Source organism: Stenotrophomonas maltophilia, assembly GCF_001676385.1.
Lineage (GTDB): Bacteria > Pseudomonadota > Gammaproteobacteria > Xanthomonadales > Xanthomonadaceae > Stenotrophomonas > Stenotrophomonas maltophilia_J.
Genome location: NZ_LYVJ01000003.1, coordinates 358,490 through 373,848, shown reverse-complemented (window position 1 = coordinate 373,848; position 15,359 = coordinate 358,490). Strand labels below are relative to the sequence as shown.

General features: G+C 67.0%; 12 protein-coding genes and 5 rRNA genes. 11 read left to right on the top strand and 6 right to left on the bottom strand.

The window, feature by feature from the left end; genetic code table 11:
• The 5 genes from A9K58_RS05815 to rrf (A9K58_RS05795) all read left to right on the top strand — a co-directional run.
• Positions 1 to 503: ribosomal RNA gene (locus A9K58_RS05815) — 23S ribosomal RNA — on the top strand; the annotation flags it as partial.
• Positions 504 to 629: 126 nt separating this feature from the next.
• Positions 630 to 744, top strand: a 5S ribosomal RNA gene (gene rrf, locus A9K58_RS05810).
• 132 nt (positions 745 to 876) lie between these two features.
• Positions 877 to 991 (top strand): 5S ribosomal RNA (gene rrf / locus A9K58_RS05805).
• 132 nt (positions 992 to 1,123) lie between these two features.
• Positions 1,124 to 1,238: ribosomal RNA gene (gene rrf, locus A9K58_RS05800) — 5S ribosomal RNA — on the top strand.
• A 132-nt stretch (positions 1,239 to 1,370) separates the two neighbouring features.
• Positions 1,371 to 1,485: ribosomal RNA gene (gene rrf, locus A9K58_RS05795) — 5S ribosomal RNA — on the top strand.
• 338 nt (positions 1,486 to 1,823) lie between these two features.
• Here the strand turns inward: rrf (A9K58_RS05795) and A9K58_RS05790 are convergent.
• From A9K58_RS05790 to hemH, 3 genes are all read right to left on the bottom strand, one after another.
• Positions 1,824 to 3,929, bottom strand: coding sequence for a methyl-accepting chemotaxis protein (locus A9K58_RS05790; RefSeq protein WP_065198440.1), 2,106 nt, complete (start codon positions 3,927 to 3,929; stop codon positions 1,824 to 1,826).
• Positions 3,930 to 4,228: 299 nt separating this feature from the next.
• Positions 4,229 to 5,083 (bottom strand): alpha/beta fold hydrolase, encoded by an 855-nt coding sequence (locus tag A9K58_RS05785; RefSeq protein ID WP_065198439.1) that lies wholly within the window; start codon positions 5,081 to 5,083, stop codon positions 4,229 to 4,231.
• Positions 5,080 to 6,042: a ferrochelatase gene (gene hemH / locus A9K58_RS05780; protein ID WP_065198438.1), complete on the bottom strand. Its 963-nt coding sequence runs from the start codon at positions 6,040 to 6,042 to the stop codon at positions 5,080 to 5,082. The genes A9K58_RS05785 and hemH overlap by 4 nt, the downstream gene beginning before the upstream one ends.
• Positions 6,043 to 6,204: 162 nt before the next feature.
• Here hemH and A9K58_RS05775 point away from each other — a divergent pair, with 162 nt between their 5' ends.
• From A9K58_RS05775 to tatC, 4 genes are all read left to right on the top strand, one after another.
• Positions 6,205 to 7,092 carry a lipid-binding SYLF domain-containing protein gene (locus A9K58_RS05775; RefSeq protein ID WP_065198437.1) on the top strand — a complete coding sequence of 296 codons (888 nt, stop codon included), beginning with the start codon at positions 6,205 to 6,207 and terminating at the stop codon, positions 7,090 to 7,092.
• A gap of 75 nt (positions 7,093 to 7,167) precedes the next feature.
• Entirely contained in the window at positions 7,168 to 7,395 is a 228-nt protein-coding gene (gene tatA / locus A9K58_RS05770) for a Sec-independent protein translocase subunit TatA (protein WP_065198436.1), read from the top strand.
• Between the two features lie 15 nt (positions 7,396 to 7,410).
• Positions 7,411 to 7,875, top strand: a complete 465-nt coding sequence (tatB, locus tag A9K58_RS05765) for a Sec-independent protein translocase protein TatB (protein WP_065198435.1) — start codon at positions 7,411 to 7,413, stop codon at positions 7,873 to 7,875.
• The gene (gene tatC, locus A9K58_RS05760) at positions 7,868 to 8,617 is read left to right on the top strand and encodes a twin-arginine translocase subunit TatC (RefSeq protein WP_065198434.1); all 750 of its coding nucleotides are present in this window, start codon (positions 7,868 to 7,870) and stop codon (positions 8,615 to 8,617) included. The genes tatB and tatC overlap by 8 nt, the downstream gene beginning before the upstream one ends.
• A 78-nt stretch (positions 8,618 to 8,695) precedes the next feature.
• Here the strand turns inward: tatC and A9K58_RS05755 are convergent, their stop codons facing one another.
• From A9K58_RS05755 to A9K58_RS05745, 3 genes are read right to left on the bottom strand one after another with little or no spacing between them, the layout of a single operon-like run.
• The gene (locus A9K58_RS05755; protein ID WP_065198433.1) at positions 8,696 to 9,607 is read right to left on the bottom strand and encodes a BPSS1780 family membrane protein; all 912 of its coding nucleotides are present in this window, start codon (positions 9,605 to 9,607) and stop codon (positions 8,696 to 8,698) included.
• A 50-nt stretch (positions 9,608 to 9,657) separates the two neighbouring features.
• Positions 9,658 to 10,404: a glutamine amidotransferase gene (locus A9K58_RS05750; RefSeq protein ID WP_065198432.1), complete on the bottom strand. Its 747-nt coding sequence runs from the start codon at positions 10,402 to 10,404 to the stop codon at positions 9,658 to 9,660.
• The gene (locus A9K58_RS05745) at positions 10,376 to 12,211 is read right to left on the bottom strand and encodes a GspE/PulE family protein (protein WP_065198431.1); all 1,836 of its coding nucleotides are present in this window, start codon (positions 12,209 to 12,211) and stop codon (positions 10,376 to 10,378) included. The genes A9K58_RS05750 and A9K58_RS05745 overlap by 29 nt, the downstream gene beginning before the upstream one ends.
• 83 nt (positions 12,212 to 12,294) lie before the next feature.
• Between A9K58_RS05745 and glyQ the strand changes: the two genes are divergently transcribed.
• Positions 12,295 to 13,206 carry a glycine--tRNA ligase subunit alpha gene (gene glyQ, locus A9K58_RS05740; RefSeq protein ID WP_065198430.1) on the top strand — a complete coding sequence of 304 codons (912 nt, stop codon included), beginning with the start codon at positions 12,295 to 12,297 and terminating at the stop codon, positions 13,204 to 13,206.
• A gap of 73 nt (positions 13,207 to 13,279) precedes the next feature.
• The gene (gene glyS, locus A9K58_RS05735) at positions 13,280 to 15,355 is read left to right on the top strand and encodes a glycine--tRNA ligase subunit beta (protein ID WP_065198429.1); all 2,076 of its coding nucleotides are present in this window, start codon (positions 13,280 to 13,282) and stop codon (positions 15,353 to 15,355) included.
• Positions 15,356 to 15,359 lie beyond the last annotated feature (4 nt).

The window sequence follows — 15,359 nt, the reverse complement described above, 5'->3', positions numbered from 1 at the left end:
GTTCTGTATGGAAGGGCCATCGCTCAACGGATAAAAGGTACTCCGGGGATAACAGGCTGATACCGCCCAAGAGTTCATATCGACGGCGGTGTTTGGCACCTCGATGTCGGCTCATCACATCCTGGGGCTGTAGTCGGTCCCAAGGGTATGGCTGTTCGCCATTTAAAGTGGTACGCGAGCTGGGTTCAGAACGTCGTGAGACAGTTCGGTCCCTATCTGCCATGGGCGTTGGAGATTTGAGAGGGGCTGCTCCTAGTACGAGAGGACCGGAGTGGACGAACCTCTGGTGTTCCGGTTGTCACGCCAGTGGCATTGCCGGGTAGCTATGTTCGGAAGCGATAACCGCTGAAAGCATCTAAGCGGGAAGCGCGCCTCAAGATGAGATCTCCCGGGGCACAAGCCCCCTGAAGGAACCATGTAGACTACGTGGTTGATAGGTCAGGTGTGTAAGTACAGCAATGTATTGAGCTAACTGATACTAATGATCCGTGCGGCTTGACCATATAACCTCAAGTTGCCTTGGCTTTACGACAGCGTCGTAAGAGCATCCAGGTGCACGCTACGTCACAAGAACTATGCGAGGCTGGCGCCTTGTCCCGCAGGGACGAGTGCGACTCTCCAAAAGCCTCCCTGGTGAAATCAGCGCTGTGGAACCACCCGATCCCATCCCGAACTCGGAAGTGAAACGCAGCTGCGCCGATGGTAGTGTGGCTCAAGCCATGCGAGAGTAGGTCATCGCCAGGGTTTTACACCCAAAACCCCGCTGCTTGCGCAGCGGGGTTTTTCTTATTAAGTGAAGGCACCGCAATCCGGGTATCTTCCGCCGCAAGGGCAGGATCGCGAAGCTGGCGCTGCAAGCGCCGCTGCAACCGTCTCCCTGGTGAAATCAGCGCTGTGGAACCACCCGATCCCATCCCGAACTCGGAAGTGAAACGCAGCTGCGCCGATGGTAGTGTGGCTCAAGCCATGCGAGAGTAGGTCATCGCCAGGGTTTTACACCCAAAACCCCGCTGCTTGCGCAGCGGGGTTTTTCTTATTAAGTGAAGGCACCGCAATCCGGGTATCTTCCGCCGCAAGGGCAGGATCGCGAAGCTGGCGCTGCAAGCGCCGCTGCAACCGTCTCCCTGGTGAAATCAGCGCTGTGGAACCACCCGATCCCATCCCGAACTCGGAAGTGAAACGCAGCTGCGCCGATGGTAGTGTGGCTCAAGCCATGCGAGAGTAGGTCATCGCCAGGGTTTTACACCCAAAACCCCGCTGCTTGCGCAGCGGGGTTTTTCTTATTAAGTGAAGGCACCGCAATCCGGGTATCTTCCGCCGCAAGGGCAGGATCGCGAAGCTGGCGCTGCAAGCGCCGCTGCAACCGTCTCCCTGGTGAAATCAGCGCTGTGGAACCACCCGATCCCATCCCGAACTCGGAAGTGAAACGCAGCTGCGCCGATGGTAGTGTGGCTCAAGCCATGCGAGAGTAGGTCATCGCCAGGGTTTTACACCCAAAACCCCGCTGCTTGCGCAGCGGGGTTTTTCTTTGTACGCAGGAAAATGCGGGTCGTGCCGGCCGCTGGCCGGCAATCGCATGACCCTGCATCGCCCGGTAGATCCATGCGGGTGCGTGGATGCTCCTCGCGCGTAACCATGGCGCCCACCACGGTTGGCTGCTACCAACACCTGGCCCGCACGGCGCTTGCCGGCCAGCGGCCGGCACGACCCGTTCATGCACGCCATGCGCGGATGGAATGTCCCTGCGAAGCAGGGCGGGTGACGCATGGAAAGACGGCGCCCTGCGGGCGCCGTCTTGATCAGGCCCGGATTCAAAGCCCCGATCAGGCGGCCCGCGCGACCTCGTGCGATTCCCGCTGGCGGAAGACCGAGACCGCCTCGGTGAGCGTGCCTGCCTGCGTCTGCAGCTCGCGTGCAGCCGCCGTCGCTTCTTCCACCAGTGCAGCGTTCTGCTGCGTGGCTTGATCCATCTGCACCACGGTCTGGTTGATCTGCTCGATGCCGACCGATTGTTCCAGCGAAGCGGTCGATATCTCGCGCATGAGGTGACTGACGTCCTCCACGCCCGCGACAATGCCGCGCATGCGCTGGCCGGCGTCGGCCACCAGCTGGGCGCCTTCGCCTACCTGGCGACCGGCCTCATCGATGAGCTTCTTGATTTCCTGTGCGGCGGCGGCCGAACGCTGCGCCAGCACGCGCACCTCGCTGGCGACCACGGCGAAGCCACGGCCCTGCTCACCGGCACGTGCGGCTTCCACCGCTGCGTTGAGCGCGAGGATATTGGTCTGGAAGGCGATGCCATCGATGACGCCGGTGATGTCACCGATGCGCTTCGAGGCGCCTTCGATTGCCTGCATGGTGTCGACGACACGCTGCATGGCGATATTGCCGTCGCTGGCGGCGGTCTGGGTGGTGATTGCCAGCTGGCTCGCCTCCCGGGCATGGGCGGCGTTCTGGCGCACGGTGGCAGTCAGTTCCTCCATCGAGGCGGCGGTTTCCTGCAGGTGCGCGGCCTGGCGCTCGCTGCGCTCGGACAACGCGCCGTTGCCCGCAGCGATTTCGCTGGCCGCGGTACTGATTGAAGACGCGCACTGCTGGATGCGGCCGACCATGCGTGCCAGCTGGCCGGCGGTGGCGTTGGCATCGCGCTGGATTGCGGCGAAGGCGCCGTGATACTCGCCCCGCATGCGCCGATCGAGATCGCCGTTGGCCAGTGCCGAGAGCATCTGCCGCACCTCGTCGACGGTGCTGCCCAGCGTATCGAGCAGCTGGTTGATGCCACCGGTCAGGCCATCAAGGAAGCTGGCACCCTCCGTGGCCTGCAGGCGCTGGTCGAGATCGCCGGCGGCGGCGGCGGCGACGATACCGGCGACGGCGTTCTCCAGCGCCAGTTCGTGGGTACGGTCATGCCACTCCACGGCGAAGCCCAGGCGTGCGCCTTGTGCGTCGAAGACCGGAGTCACCACCTGTGCGAAATGTACCGGGCCGATCTGCACCTTGCCGTTGTGCGCGAGCTGCAGGCCGTTGAGGATGGCGCGGATGCGGTCCGGGTTGGCATGGAAGCGATGGATGCTGCTGCCCACCAGGTGCTCGGCGTCGAAATCAGGGAACGCCTGCCGCAGGGTCGCCTGCTGGTTGCGCAGCAGGGCCACGACCGAGCGGTTCACGTAGCGGATCACGTGGTCGTTGTCGGCGAACATCATCGCCGTACGCGAGACATCCAGTGCTTGGCGGATCTGCGCATTTCCGGCATGCGTTTCGGCCTCGCGACAGCGCTGGGCCTGCACATGGCGCGCGGTATCGGCCAACGCATGGGCCAGTGAACCCGGCGCGCAGGTGGCGGTGTCCGCATGTGCGCCCAGATCCGAACCGGTGGCGATATCGCGCGCCAGTGCGGCCAGCCGGCGGGGGCCGTGGCCGAGTGCTTCGGTCTGCTGGCGCAGCCGCAGTGCAACCTGGCCGAGGAACAGGGCCAGGCCCGCAAGCATCCCGGCCTGCAGCAGCGTCGGCCATGCTGCAGCGCCTGCCAGCAGCGGGGCCAGCAGCGCGAGCGTGCCGATGCCACCGGCCAACCACACCGGCAGGCGGTCACGATGGCCGAGCAGTGCGCCCAGCAGCAGCGCGATCGGCATCGCCGGCGCCAGGCCGGCGATCGCACACACCAGGACGAGCTGCAGCGACAACAGGATCGCCAGGCCATTGCGGGCGATGCTGCGGCCTGCCTGCGGACCGCCCAGCCACAACGCTGGGACGATCGCGGTCGCGATGAGCCAAGCGGGCAGTACCTGCGGGCCCCGCAGGCCCAGCACCAGCCCGGCCACAGCCAGGGCCGCGCTGCATGCCAGGAGCCAGCGATCAGCGCAGCGGGCGAGCTCCTGCAGATACGGCAGGCGCGGATTATCGGGGGGACGGGAAGGTGCAACGGACATCGGCGACTCCTGGATCAACAAACGACGACGCCCACGCGCTGGCGCACGCATGAGCGCGTGGCCGGGGCATGGACGGGGAAGAGGGGAATGCGGCGTCATCGACGCCACGGAGACAACGCGCCGTGACCCCATCCTATGGGTGACGGTGCGCGATGGAGCGGGCATGCGGACTTCCTTGCAGGAGCAGACACACGCCGCAGGCCCGACCGGGCCCACGTGCCGCGGGCGCAGGGGCCCGCACCTGATGTATCGGCCGCAAACGCGGAGAGTGAAGCGCGGCGGCGCCTGCGCGGCTGCGCTCAGCCGCTGTTGTCGCCGTTGAAGAAGCGCTGGATCACCTCGGCGATCCGCTCCGGATCTTCCATGTGCAGGTGATGGTTGCCGGGAAACACCGCAAGCCGTCCATCACGCAGATGCCGCAGGCGCTCGCTGCGCATCGGCTCGGGGTAGTAGGACTGTGCAGGCGTGGCATAGATCACCTGCGTCGGGCAGGCGATCGCCTGCAGCAGGTTGTCGATCTGGGCTTCGCTGAGGCGGATCGCGGTGGGCAGCATCAGGCGGGGATCGCTGCACCAACGATAACCGCCCTCAACCGTCTCGACGCCACGCTCGACCAGCAACCGCGCGCAGGGCTCGCTGAGCTGGTTGGTCATCATCCGCGCCCGGATCGGTGCGGCGAGGTCGGGGAACACGCGCAGCTGTTTGCGTGCCAGGGCACGCGTGGCATTCACGTGCTCGCGCAGGCGGTGCGCGGTTTCTTCCTCGGGCCCGCGCAGGCCACCGAGTGCCTCGATCGCCACCAGGCGTTCAACCCGATCGCTGACCGACGCGGTAAGACTGGCGATACCCGCGCCCATCGAATGACCGAGCAGGCTGAAGCGGTCCCAGCCCAGTGCGTCGGCAACGTCGAGGACGTGGCAGATTGCTGCCGGCGTGGTGTAGCTGGCGCCGGCCGGCAGATGCGCGCTGTGGCCATGGCCGGGAAGATCGATGGCGACCAGCTGCAACGATGGCAGGTGCGGCGCCAGCGGCACGAAGCTGGCGGCGTTGTCGAGCCAGCCATGCAGGGCCAGTACGCGTGGGCCGTCGCCGTGGTTGCGCAGGCCGGCAACGCGCGCGCCACCGACCTGCAGTTCAAACGGTTGCAGACTCATGCCAGCGAGGCCACGGCCAGCCGCGCCAGGGCCCGCGCATGCGCCTGTTCGGCGTTGAGGCAGGGGATGTAGCGCATCCTGGCACCGCGCTCGGCCAGAGTCTCGGTGAAGCCCATCGCCACTTCTTCCAGCGTCTCCAGGCAGTCGGTGGCGAAGCCAGGACAGACCACGTCGATCTGCTTTACGCCGGACTCCGCCAGCGCCCACAGGCTGGGCTCGGCGTACGGTTGCAGCCAGCGCTCGCGGCCGAAGCGCGACTGGTAACCCATCTGCCAGCCGTCCTTGTCCAGGCCCAGTGCATTGGCGATGGCCTGCGCGCTGGCTTCGCAGCGTTGCGGGTACGGATCGCCCGCATCGGCCAGGCGTTGTGGGATGCCGTGGAACGAGAACACCAGCTTCTGGCCACGGCCATGCTGCTCCCAGTAGCGCTGGATGGAACCGGCCACCGCTTCGACCCAGCCCGGATCCACCGAATAGTCGCGTACCAGGCTGACCGCCACGCCCGGGTTGCGGCGTTGCCAGGCATCGACGCGGTCCTCGACCGAGGCGGTGGTGGTGGTCGAGTACTGGGGGTACAGCGGCAGGACCACGATGCGGCGCGCACCGTCGTCAGCCAGGCGGTCAAGCTCGCCGTCCAGCGCCGGCTCGCCATAGCGCATCGCATGCCGCACCTTCAGGGTGGGCAGCAGCGCCTGCATGGCCTGCGCGAGCTGCCGCGTGTAGACCATCAACGGAGACCCGCCGGGTAGCCAGACCTGCGCGTACTTGGCTGCGGAGCGGCCGCTGCGCAATGGCAGGATCAGCCCGCGCAGCAGCGGCTGCCACAGCAATGCCGGGATCGAGACCACGCGTGGGTCGGACAGGAATTCAGCCAGGTAACGCCGCACGGCCGGGGCCGTCGGCGTCTCGGGGGTGCCTAGGTTGACCACCAGCACGGCGGTATCGGGAGCGTCGAGCATGGGTGCATTGTCGCCGATCCCGGCTTGCGTCGGCAGGCAGGCTCCGGATTGCCGGCACTGCGCGCATCACTGCGCTGGGAACGCTCATAGGCGATTCATGGCAACACTACTAATTTCAGTTACTTGCTATATCTTCCTATGGACTGACTTCTGGAGCCTGCCATGCGTCGCCCGATCCAAGCCCTGCTGATCGCCGCCAGCCTGCTGTCCAGCCAGGCCATGGCCGGACCGCAGGAAGACCAGCGCGCCCGCAACGCCGTGCGCGTGCTGGCTGAAATCCAGGAAATTCCTGAACAGGGCATTCCGGACAAATTGCTCGACGAAGGCCGCGCGGTCATCGTCATTCCCGACACGATCAAGGCTGGCCTGGTCATCGGTGGCCGCCGCGGCCACGGCCTGATGTCGGTTCGCATGCCCAATGGCGCCTGGTCCAATCCTGTGTTCGTCAAGCTGACCGGGGGCAGCATCGGTTTCCAGGCCGGCGTGCAATCCTCCGACGTGGTGCTGGTCTTCCGCAACGACCGCAGCCTGGACAACCTGGTGAATGGCAAGTTCACCCTGGGTGCTGACGCCGGTGTTGCGGCCGGCCCGGTTGGCCGCAATGCGGCCGCTGCCACGGATGGCCAGCTGAAGGCCGAGATCTGGTCGTGGTCGCGTGCCCGTGGCCTGTTTGCCGGAGTTGCTCTGGACGGTGCGGTGCTGCAGATCGATGACGCCGCCAACCTTGACGCGTACGGCAGCAACACCACGCCGCGGATGATCTTCGAAGGCCGCGCTGCGGGCGCGCCTTCGATGGACGTGATTGCCTTCAGGGATCGCCTGGAAGAGGCCACCTACGCTGCCCGCAACAACCGCAGCGGCAATGGCGGCAATGTACCGCGCCCGGCGCCCGCCACTGTGTCCGCCCCTGTTCAGGCAGCCCCGGCCGCACCGGCCGAGGCCGTCACCGCTCCATTGCAGAATGTGCCGCAGAACCCACCGCCGCAGCAGCAGGGCTTCCAGCCGGTGAGCGAGGGCGAAATCCGCACGGAAACGCTGGGCGGAAACTGACTTTCGTCACGCGCGCCGGCTCACAGCCGGTGCGCTATGCTCGACAGCCTGATCACTAACGTAACGAGCGTCTTTATGGGCAGTTTCAGCATCTGGCATTGGTTGGTCGTGCTGGCCATCGTCCTGCTGGTGTTCGGCACCAAGCGGCTGACCAGCGGCGCCAAGGACCTCGGCTCGGCGGTCAAGGAATTCAAGAAGGGCATGCGCGACGAGGACAAGCCGAACGCGCAGCTGGGCGATGAATCGCGCAGCCAGGATGCCTCGCGTAGCGTGCAGGACGAGCACGACCGTAACGCTCGCTGATCCGGAGCGGTCGCGGTGTTCGATATCGGCTTCAGCGAACTGCTGGTGATTGCGGTGGTCGCTCTGGTGGTGCTCGGTCCCGAGCGCCTGCCCAAGGCGGCCCGCTTCGCTGGCTTGTGGGTGCGTCGTGCCCGCAATCAGTGGGATTCGGTGAAACAGGAACTGGAGCGCGAACTGCAGGCTGACGAGATCAAGCGGCAGATGCAGGACGTGCGCCAGGGCATGCAGGACACCGCGAACCAGCTGCGCGCCAGTGGCGAAGCGATCCGCCGCGAAGCCCAGCAGGCCCAGCAGCAGGGCGACGCGCTGGCGCAGGAACTGCGTACGCCGGCGGCGGCGGAACTGCCGCCTCACATGCGCTCCCAGCCCGATGCCGGGCTGCCGGCGCAGGACGACGTGATTGCCGGGGCGACTCCGGCGACGACCGCCGACGCGGGCGCCACGCTGCCGACGCAGGATACGGAGCGTCGCCATGAGTGAACAGGATTTCGGCGAAAGCTCGCTGGTTGAACATCTGGTGGAACTGCGGGGGCGCCTGGTCCGTGCGCTGATCGGGCTGGGCGTGGCGCTGCTGGCGCTGCTGCCGTTCACCCAGAAGCTGTACAACGCCCTGGCCGAGCCGTTGGTCTCGCAGTTGCCCAACGGCCAGACCATGATCGCCACCAACCCGGCCGGTGCGTTCTTCGCACCCCTGAAGCTGACCTTCTTCGTCGCCCTGTTCGTCGCGGTGCCCTGGCTGCTGTACCAGCTGTGGGCCTTCGTCGCCCCGGGACTGTATGCGCGCGAGAAGCGCCTGGCGGTGCCGCTGCTGGTATCGTCGGTACTGCTGTTCTACACCGGCTGTGCGTTTGCCTACTTCCTGGTGTTGCCGGCGGTGTTCCATTTCCTGACCACCTTCAGTCCGGATGTGATCGCGATCACCCCGGACGCGAATGCCTACCTGGATTTCGTGCTGGCGATCTTCTTCGCCTTCGGTGGCAGTTTCGAGCTGCCGGTAGCGATGGTGATCCTGGTGCTGCTGGGCTGGGTGACGCCGCAGCAGTTCAAGGAAGGCCGCGGTTACGCGATCGTCGGCATCTTCGTGCTGGCCGCGGTGCTGACCCCGCCGGACGTGGTCTCGCAGCTGATGCTGGCGATCCCGATGTGCCTGCTGTACGAACTGGGCATCCACGCCGCACGCTGGCTGGTGCCCTCGTCCGTAGTGAAGAAACCCGCCGCCTGAAAAAAGGGGACGGAGGGGATTAAGTCGTTAGCGGCACAGTGGCACAAACGACTTAATCCCCTCCGTCCCCTTTTTTTGTCAGGCGTGGAAGATGTCGCTCGGGGGCGGCGTGGTCGGGACCGGCGGTGCCGCGCGGCTGCCGCGGTGCACGAACATCTGCTTCCAGGCGGCGTAGACCGCGCCGACATACAGCGGCATCAGCACCGTGGTCAGCACCAGCTGCGCAATGAAGGCGGCGGCCAGTGGGCCGCCGATCAGCATCGCGATCTGGATCACGATCACGAACAGGATGTAGATGCAGAACGTGGCGATCAGGCCGAGCACCGCGAACACGATCATCGCGCCGATGTTCTCGATGCAGCCCTGCAGGCTCAGCCGCAGCGCATGCATGCCGCTCTGCTTGTCGAATACCACCAGGGCAGGCTGGGTGAACATGGCCAACGACAGCGCCACCGCGCTCAGGAATACCAGCAGCATCCACAGTGCGATGCGCTTGGCCGGCAGGTTGGCGACCAGTGCTGCGGCGTCTTCCGGATTGATCTGCTGGCCACTGCGGCTGATCTCTTCCATTCTGGTCATGACCTCGCTGAAGGCGGCGAAGCCCTCGCGGCCGATCATCAGGTACAGCAGGGCACCCAGCAGCAGCACCGCCAGCACCTGGATCGCCAGCGGCACCAGCAGGTGGCTGACGCGGTGGTCGCGGATCGGCTGCAGCAGGTGCGAGGCCAGGCCCGGTCGGCCTTCGTCGATCTCGCCCACGGCATACAGCATGCCGCCGAACATGATCGGCGAGATGGCCAGGGTCATCAGCTGCACGGCCATGCCGGCGGCGCCGGGAATCAGCGTCGACAACAGCGTGACCACCCAGCTCACCAGCAGCCAGGCCAGGCCGATCCGAGCCAGCTGCAGCGGCGCACGCCGATACAGCGAGAACGTATCCAGCAACCACTGGGCGCCCGCCGAGGCCGGCAGCTTGCGAATCTCTTTCATGGACATCCGGGAAGGACAGGAGGGGGCCGGGCGGCTGCCCGTGGCGCCGATTATCCCTGTTTTGCCGCCGGCTGGGCTGAAGACCGCCGCGCCTGGCGCACGAAGCGGCGCAGCAGCTGGCGGGCCAGCGGTGCGGCGCTGACCGCGCGCTCGATACTGCGTGCACAGCCGCCGTGGCGGCCGATGCAGTCGGCGCGGGCGCGCACGTAGCCACGCATGTGGTGGGTGGCGAATTCGGGGTGGAACTGCACGCCCCAGGCCTGGCGCCCCCAGCGGAAGGCGTGGCAGCCGTCCAGCGGCGAACGGGCCAGCACTTCGGCGCCATCGGGCGCGCGCAGCACGGTCTGCAGGTGGGTGGCATGGGCGGCAAAATGCCGTGGCAGGCCCTGAAACAGTGGATCCTGCGCCGCCTGCGGCTGCAGCTCCAGCTCGATCGTGCCGGACTCGCGGCCGGCCGGGTTGTAGGCCACCTCGCCGCCCAGCGCGTGCGCCAGCAGCTGGTGGCCGTAGCAGATGCCGAACACCGGCAGGCCGTCGTGGGCGGTCTGGCGCAGCCACGCGGCGCTGCGCTCGCTCCACTCGGCGTGGTCGGTGACGAAGGCGGCCGAACCGGTCACCAGCACGCCGGCGAAGCCACGCGGGTCGGGCAGCGCAGCGCCGTGCTCGACGTCGACCACCACCGTCTCGCGTTCTTCCAGGCCGGCGGCGACGCGGATCCAGTGAGGGAAGCGCCCATAGCGGCGCAGCGACGGTACCGGGCGGCCGGTTTCAACGATCAGGAACGGGGCTGGGCTCATCCGGGGGAGGCAGGACTGACAGGACTTCCTCGATTGTAGTCAGCCCCTGCGCCACCTTTTCAAGCCCCGCCTGGCGCAGGGTCCGCAGCCCTTCGGCACGCGCGGCGCGGGTGAAACCGGCCAGGTCCATGTCGGCGCGGATCTGTCCGCGCAGCCGCGAACCCAATGGCAGCAGCTCATACAGCCCAATGCGGCCGAGGAATCCGGTGCGTCGGCACTCCAGGCAGCCGACCGGCCGACACGGCGTGGCGGCATCTGGATATGCAGACTGGCTATCAGCGAGCACCGCCCAGTCGGCGGCGCTCAGGGTGTGCGGCTGCTTGCAGTGCGGGCACAGCGTGCGTACCAGGCGCTGGGCAAGGATGCCGTTGAGGGTGCTGGCCAGCAGGTAGTGGGGCACACCGAGGTCGAGCAGGCGGGTCACCGCCGATGGCGCGTCGTTGGTGTGCAGGGTGGACAGCACCAGATGGCCGGTCAGCGAGGCCTGCACCGCCATCTGCGCGGTTTCCAGGTCGCGGATCTCGCCGATCATGATGATGTCCGGGTCCTGGCGCAGCAGGGTGCGCACGCCGCTGGCGAAGTCCAGGTCGATGTTGGCCTGCACCTGCATCTGGTTGAACTCCGGCGCGATCATCTCGATCGGATCCTCCACCGTGCACACGTTCACGTCCGGCGTGGCCAGCCGCTTCAGCGTCGAATACAGGGTGGTGGTCTTGCCCGAGCCGGTCGGGCCGGTGACCAGCACGATGCCGTGCGGGCGTTCGACCAGCGCATTCCAGCCGGCAGCCTCCTGCGGGCTGAAACCGAGCTGGTCGATGCTCTTGAAGGCGGCATCGGGATCGAAGATGCGCATCACGCACTTCTCGCCGAAGGCGGTGGGCATGGTCGACAGGCGCATCTCGACTTCGCGACCGCCCGGTGAGCGGGTCTTGATGCGGCCGTCCTGCGGGCGCCGGCGCTCGGCCAGGTCCATGCGGCCGAGCACCTTGATGCGGCTGACCACCGCGGTCATCACCGCCGGCGGCACCTCGAACACCTTGTGCAGCACGCCGTCGATGCGGAAGCGCATGCGCCCCATCTCTCGGCGCGGTTCCAGATGGATGTCCGAGGCGCGCTGCTCGTAGGCGTACTGCAGCAGCCAGTCGACGATGTGCACGATGTGCTGGTCGTCGGCATTGACGTCGCCGGTGCGGCCCAGCTCGACCAGCTGCTCGAAGCTGGGCAGGGTGGGGCTGGCCTCGCCGCGCACGTCGCCGCGGGCGCCGCGCACCGAACGGGTCACCCCGTAGAACTCCATGGTGTAGCGGTGCAGGTCCAGCGGATTGACCACCGCCAGCTCGATGCGGCGGCGGGTCAGGTGCTGCAGGTCGCGGCGCCATTCCTGTACCAGCGGCTCGCTGGTGGCCACCAGCACCCGCTCGGCATCCACCGCCAGCGGCAGGAAGCGGTGGCGGCGCGCGTAGGCGTGGGACACCAGGGCGGTGATCGCAGCGACGTCGACCCGGGTTGGATCGATGCGCAGGTAGCGGCTGCCGGTCCGTCGCGCCAGCCACTCGGTCAGGCGTTCCAGGGTCAATTCGCCGCCGTCGCGGGCGGCCAGCTTGAGGTTGGACAGCAGCACCAGCGGGTGCACTTCACTGGCATTGCGTGCGCCCTGCGCGGAAAACCGAATGCGCTCGCGGTCCTGCTCGGCCACCAGGCCATCGGCGATGAGGGACGCGGCAATCTGCTCGAACTGCAGGCGTCCCCAGGGCAACGGGGCACTGCCCGCCTCGCCGGGCGTGCCCACCGGCAGCCGATGTTCCATCTGCCTGCTCCTCCCGGGTGCGGAATGCCCCGCAGGTCGGCCGTTATACTAGCGCACCCCCTTGCCGGCCAAGACTCGTCCGCATGTCCGCGACCCCGACCGTTCCGATCACCTTCCAGGGCCTGATCCAGACCCTGAACCAGTTCTGGGCCCAGCAGGGCTGCGTGCTCATCCAGCCGCTCGACCTGGAGGTGGGCGCCGGTACCTTCCACCCGGCCACTTTCCTGCGTGCGATCGGTCCGGAAAGCTGGAATGCGGCCTACGTGCAGCCGTCGCGCCGCCCGACCGATGGCCGCTACGGCGAGAATCCGAACCGCCTGCAGCGCTACTACCAGTACCAGGTGGCGATGAAGCCGGCGCCGGACAACATCCAGCAGCTGTACCTGGATTCGCTGAAGGCACTGGGCATCGATCCGCTCGTCCACGACCTTCGTTTCGTCGAGGACAACTGGGAATCGCCGACCCTGGGTGCCTGGGGCCTGGGCTGGGAAGTCTGGCTCAACGGCATGGAAGTGACCCAGTTCACCTACTTCCAGCAGGCGGGTGGCCTGGAGTGCCGCCCGGTGCTGGGCGAGATCACCTACGGTCTCGAGCGCCTGTGCATGTACCTGCAGAACTGCGACAACGTCTACGACCTGGTCTGGACCTACGGTCCGGACGGCCAGCCGGTGACCTACGGCGACGTGTACCACCAGAACGAGGTGGAGCAGAGCACCTACAACTTCGAATACGCCGACGTGGATGAACTGTTCCACCGTTTCGACGCCTGCGAGCGCGAAGCGCAGAAGCTGGTCGAAGTGGGCCTGCCGCTGCCGGCCTACGAGCAGGTGATGAAGGCCAGCCACACCTTCAACCTGCTCGATGCGCGCCGCGCGATCAGCGTGACCGAGCGCCAGCGCTACATCCTGCGCGTGCGCGCGCTGGCCCAGGCGGTGGCCAAGGCGTATTACGAGCAGCGCGAGAAGCTGGGCTTCCCGGGCGCGAAGAAGGCCTGAAGGCCGCGCTCTCCCCCTTACTCCGGGGCGCCGGACGCGTCGCGCGCTGCGCCCCCACCACAGGATTGAAACGATGAGCCAACTGTCCCCCCTGCTGATCGAACTGGGCACCGAAGAGCTGCCGGTCAAGGCGCTGCCGGGCCTGGCCCAGGCGTTCTTCGACGGTGTTGTCGAAGGCCTGCGCAAGCGCGGCGTTGCACTGGAACTGGGCGATGCGCGCCCGCTGTCGACCCCGCGCCGCCTGGCCGTGCTGCTGCCGGGCGTCGGCCTGCAACAGCCGGAACAGCACAGCGAAGTGCTGGGCCCCTACCTGAACATCGCGCTGGACGCCGAAGGCCAGCCGACCAAGGCCCTGCAGGGCTTCGCTGCCAAGGCCGGGATCGACTGGACGGCGCTGGAGAAGACCACCGACAACAAGGGTGAGCGCTTCGTGCACCGCGCGGTGACCCCGGGCGCGAGCACCGCCAGCCTGCTGCCGGAGATCCTGCGCGAGGCGATCGCGGCGATGCCGATTCCCAAGCCGATGCGCTGGGGCGACCATGCCTGGGGTTTTGCCCGCCCGGTGCACTGGCTGGTGTTGCTGCATGGTGCCACTGTGGTCGAGGCCGAGCTGTTCGGCCTGCAGGCCGGTCGCGACAGCCGTGGCCATCGCTTCCACCACGACCAGGCCGTGTCGCTGGCACAGCCGCAGGACTACGTTGAATCGCTGCGCGCCGCGTTCGTGCTGGTCGACCCCAGTGAGCGCCGCGCGCGCATCGTCGCCGAGGTCGAGGCCGCTGCGGCCAGGGCCGGCGGCAGCGCCCGCATCACCGAGGACAACCTGGAGCAGGTGGTGAACCTGGTCGAATGGCCGTCGGCGGTGCTGTGCAGCTTCGAGCGCGCGTTCCTGGCGGTGCCGCAGGAAGCGCTGATCGAAACCATGGAGATCAACCAGAAGTTCTTCCCGGTGCTGGATGGCAGCGGCACCCTGACCGAGAAGTTCATCGGCATTGCCAACATCGAATCGAAGGATGTGGCCGAAGTGGCCAAAGGCTACGAGCGCGTGATCCGCCCGCGCTTCGCCGACGCCAAGTTCTTCTTCGACGAGGACCTGAAGCAGGGTCTTGTGTCGATGGGCGAGGGCCTGAAGACGGTGACCTACCAGGCCAAGCTGGGCAGCGTGGCCGACAAGGTGGCACGCGTGGCCGCCCTGGCCGAAGTGATCGCACCGCAGGTCGGCGCCGACGCCGCGCAGGCCAAGCGGGCTGCCGAACTGGCCAAGAACGACCTGCAGTCGCGCATGGTCAACGAGTTCCCGGAGCTGCAGGGCATCGCTGGCCGTCACTACGCCGTGGCCGGTGGTGAGCCGTCGGACGTCGCGCTGGCCATCGACGAGGCCTACCAGCCGCGCTTCGGCGGTGACGACATCGCGCTGTCGCCGCTGGGCAAGGTGCTGGCAATCGCCGAGCGCGCCGATACCCTGGCCGGTGGTTTCGCTGCTGGCTTGAAGCCGACCGGCAACAAGGATCCGTTCGCCCTGCGCCGCAATGCGCTGGGCCTGGCCCGCACGATCATCGAAAGCGGCTTCGAGCTGGACCTGCGCGCACTGCTGGCCAGCGCCAATGCCGGCCTGGCGGCACGCAACGTGCAGGCTGATCTCGGTGAGCTGTACGACTTCGTTCTCGACCGCCTGAAGGGCTACTACGCCGACAAGGGCGTGCCGGCCTCGCACTTCAACGCGGTCGCCGAGCTGAAGCCGGCCTCGCTGTACGATTTCGATCGGCGCCTGGATGCGATCGGCACCTTCGCCACGCTGCCGGAAGCCGAGGCGCTGGCGGCGGCCAACAAGCGCATCCGCAACATCCTGCGCAAGGCCGAGGGTGGGATTCCGGCGCAGATCGACCCGGCACTGCTGCAGGAAGACGCCGAGCGCGCGCTGGCCGAAGCCGTCACTGCGGCCATCGATGACACCGGCGCCAGCCTGCAGCACAAGGATTACGTGGCCGTGCTGGCCCGGCTGGCGCGCCTGCGCCCGCAGGTGGATGCCTTCTTCGATGGCGTGATGGTCAACGCCGAGGATCCTGCGCTGCGTGGCAACCGCCTGGCGCTGCTGACGATGCTGGGCGAGCGCCTGGGCAAGGTCGCCGCGATCGAGCATCTGTCGAGTTGAGAAG

Bases quoted from the DNA above. Each gene is read 5' to 3' on its own strand.
- A9K58_RS05790 (WP_065198440.1), bottom strand. From the start codon at position 3,929: ATGTCCGTTGCACCTTCCCGTCCCCCCGATAATCCGCGCCTGCCGTAT.
- A9K58_RS05785 (WP_065198439.1), bottom strand. From the start codon at position 5,083: ATGAGTCTGCAACCGTTTGAACTGCAGGTCGGTGGCGCGCGCGTTGCC.
- hemH (WP_065198438.1), bottom strand. From the start codon at position 6,042: ATGCTCGACGCTCCCGATACCGCCGTGCTGGTGGTCAACCTAGGCACC.
- A9K58_RS05775 (WP_065198437.1), top strand. From the start codon at position 6,205: ATGCGTCGCCCGATCCAAGCCCTGCTGATCGCCGCCAGCCTGCTGTCC.
- tatA (WP_065198436.1), top strand. From the start codon at position 7,168: ATGGGCAGTTTCAGCATCTGGCATTGGTTGGTCGTGCTGGCCATCGTC.
- tatC (WP_065198434.1), top strand. From the start codon at position 7,868: ATGAGTGAACAGGATTTCGGCGAAAGCTCGCTGGTTGAACATCTGGTG.
- A9K58_RS05755 (WP_065198433.1), bottom strand. From the start codon at position 9,607: ATGAAAGAGATTCGCAAGCTGCCGGCCTCGGCGGGCGCCCAGTGGTTG.
- A9K58_RS05750 (WP_065198432.1), bottom strand. From the start codon at position 10,404: ATGAGCCCAGCCCCGTTCCTGATCGTTGAAACCGGCCGCCCGGTACCG.
- A9K58_RS05745 (WP_065198431.1), bottom strand. From the start codon at position 12,211: ATGGAACATCGGCTGCCGGTGGGCACGCCCGGCGAGGCGGGCAGTGCC.
- glyQ (WP_065198430.1), top strand. From the start codon at position 12,295: ATGTCCGCGACCCCGACCGTTCCGATCACCTTCCAGGGCCTGATCCAG.
- glyS (WP_065198429.1), top strand. From the start codon at position 13,280: ATGAGCCAACTGTCCCCCCTGCTGATCGAACTGGGCACCGAAGAGCTG.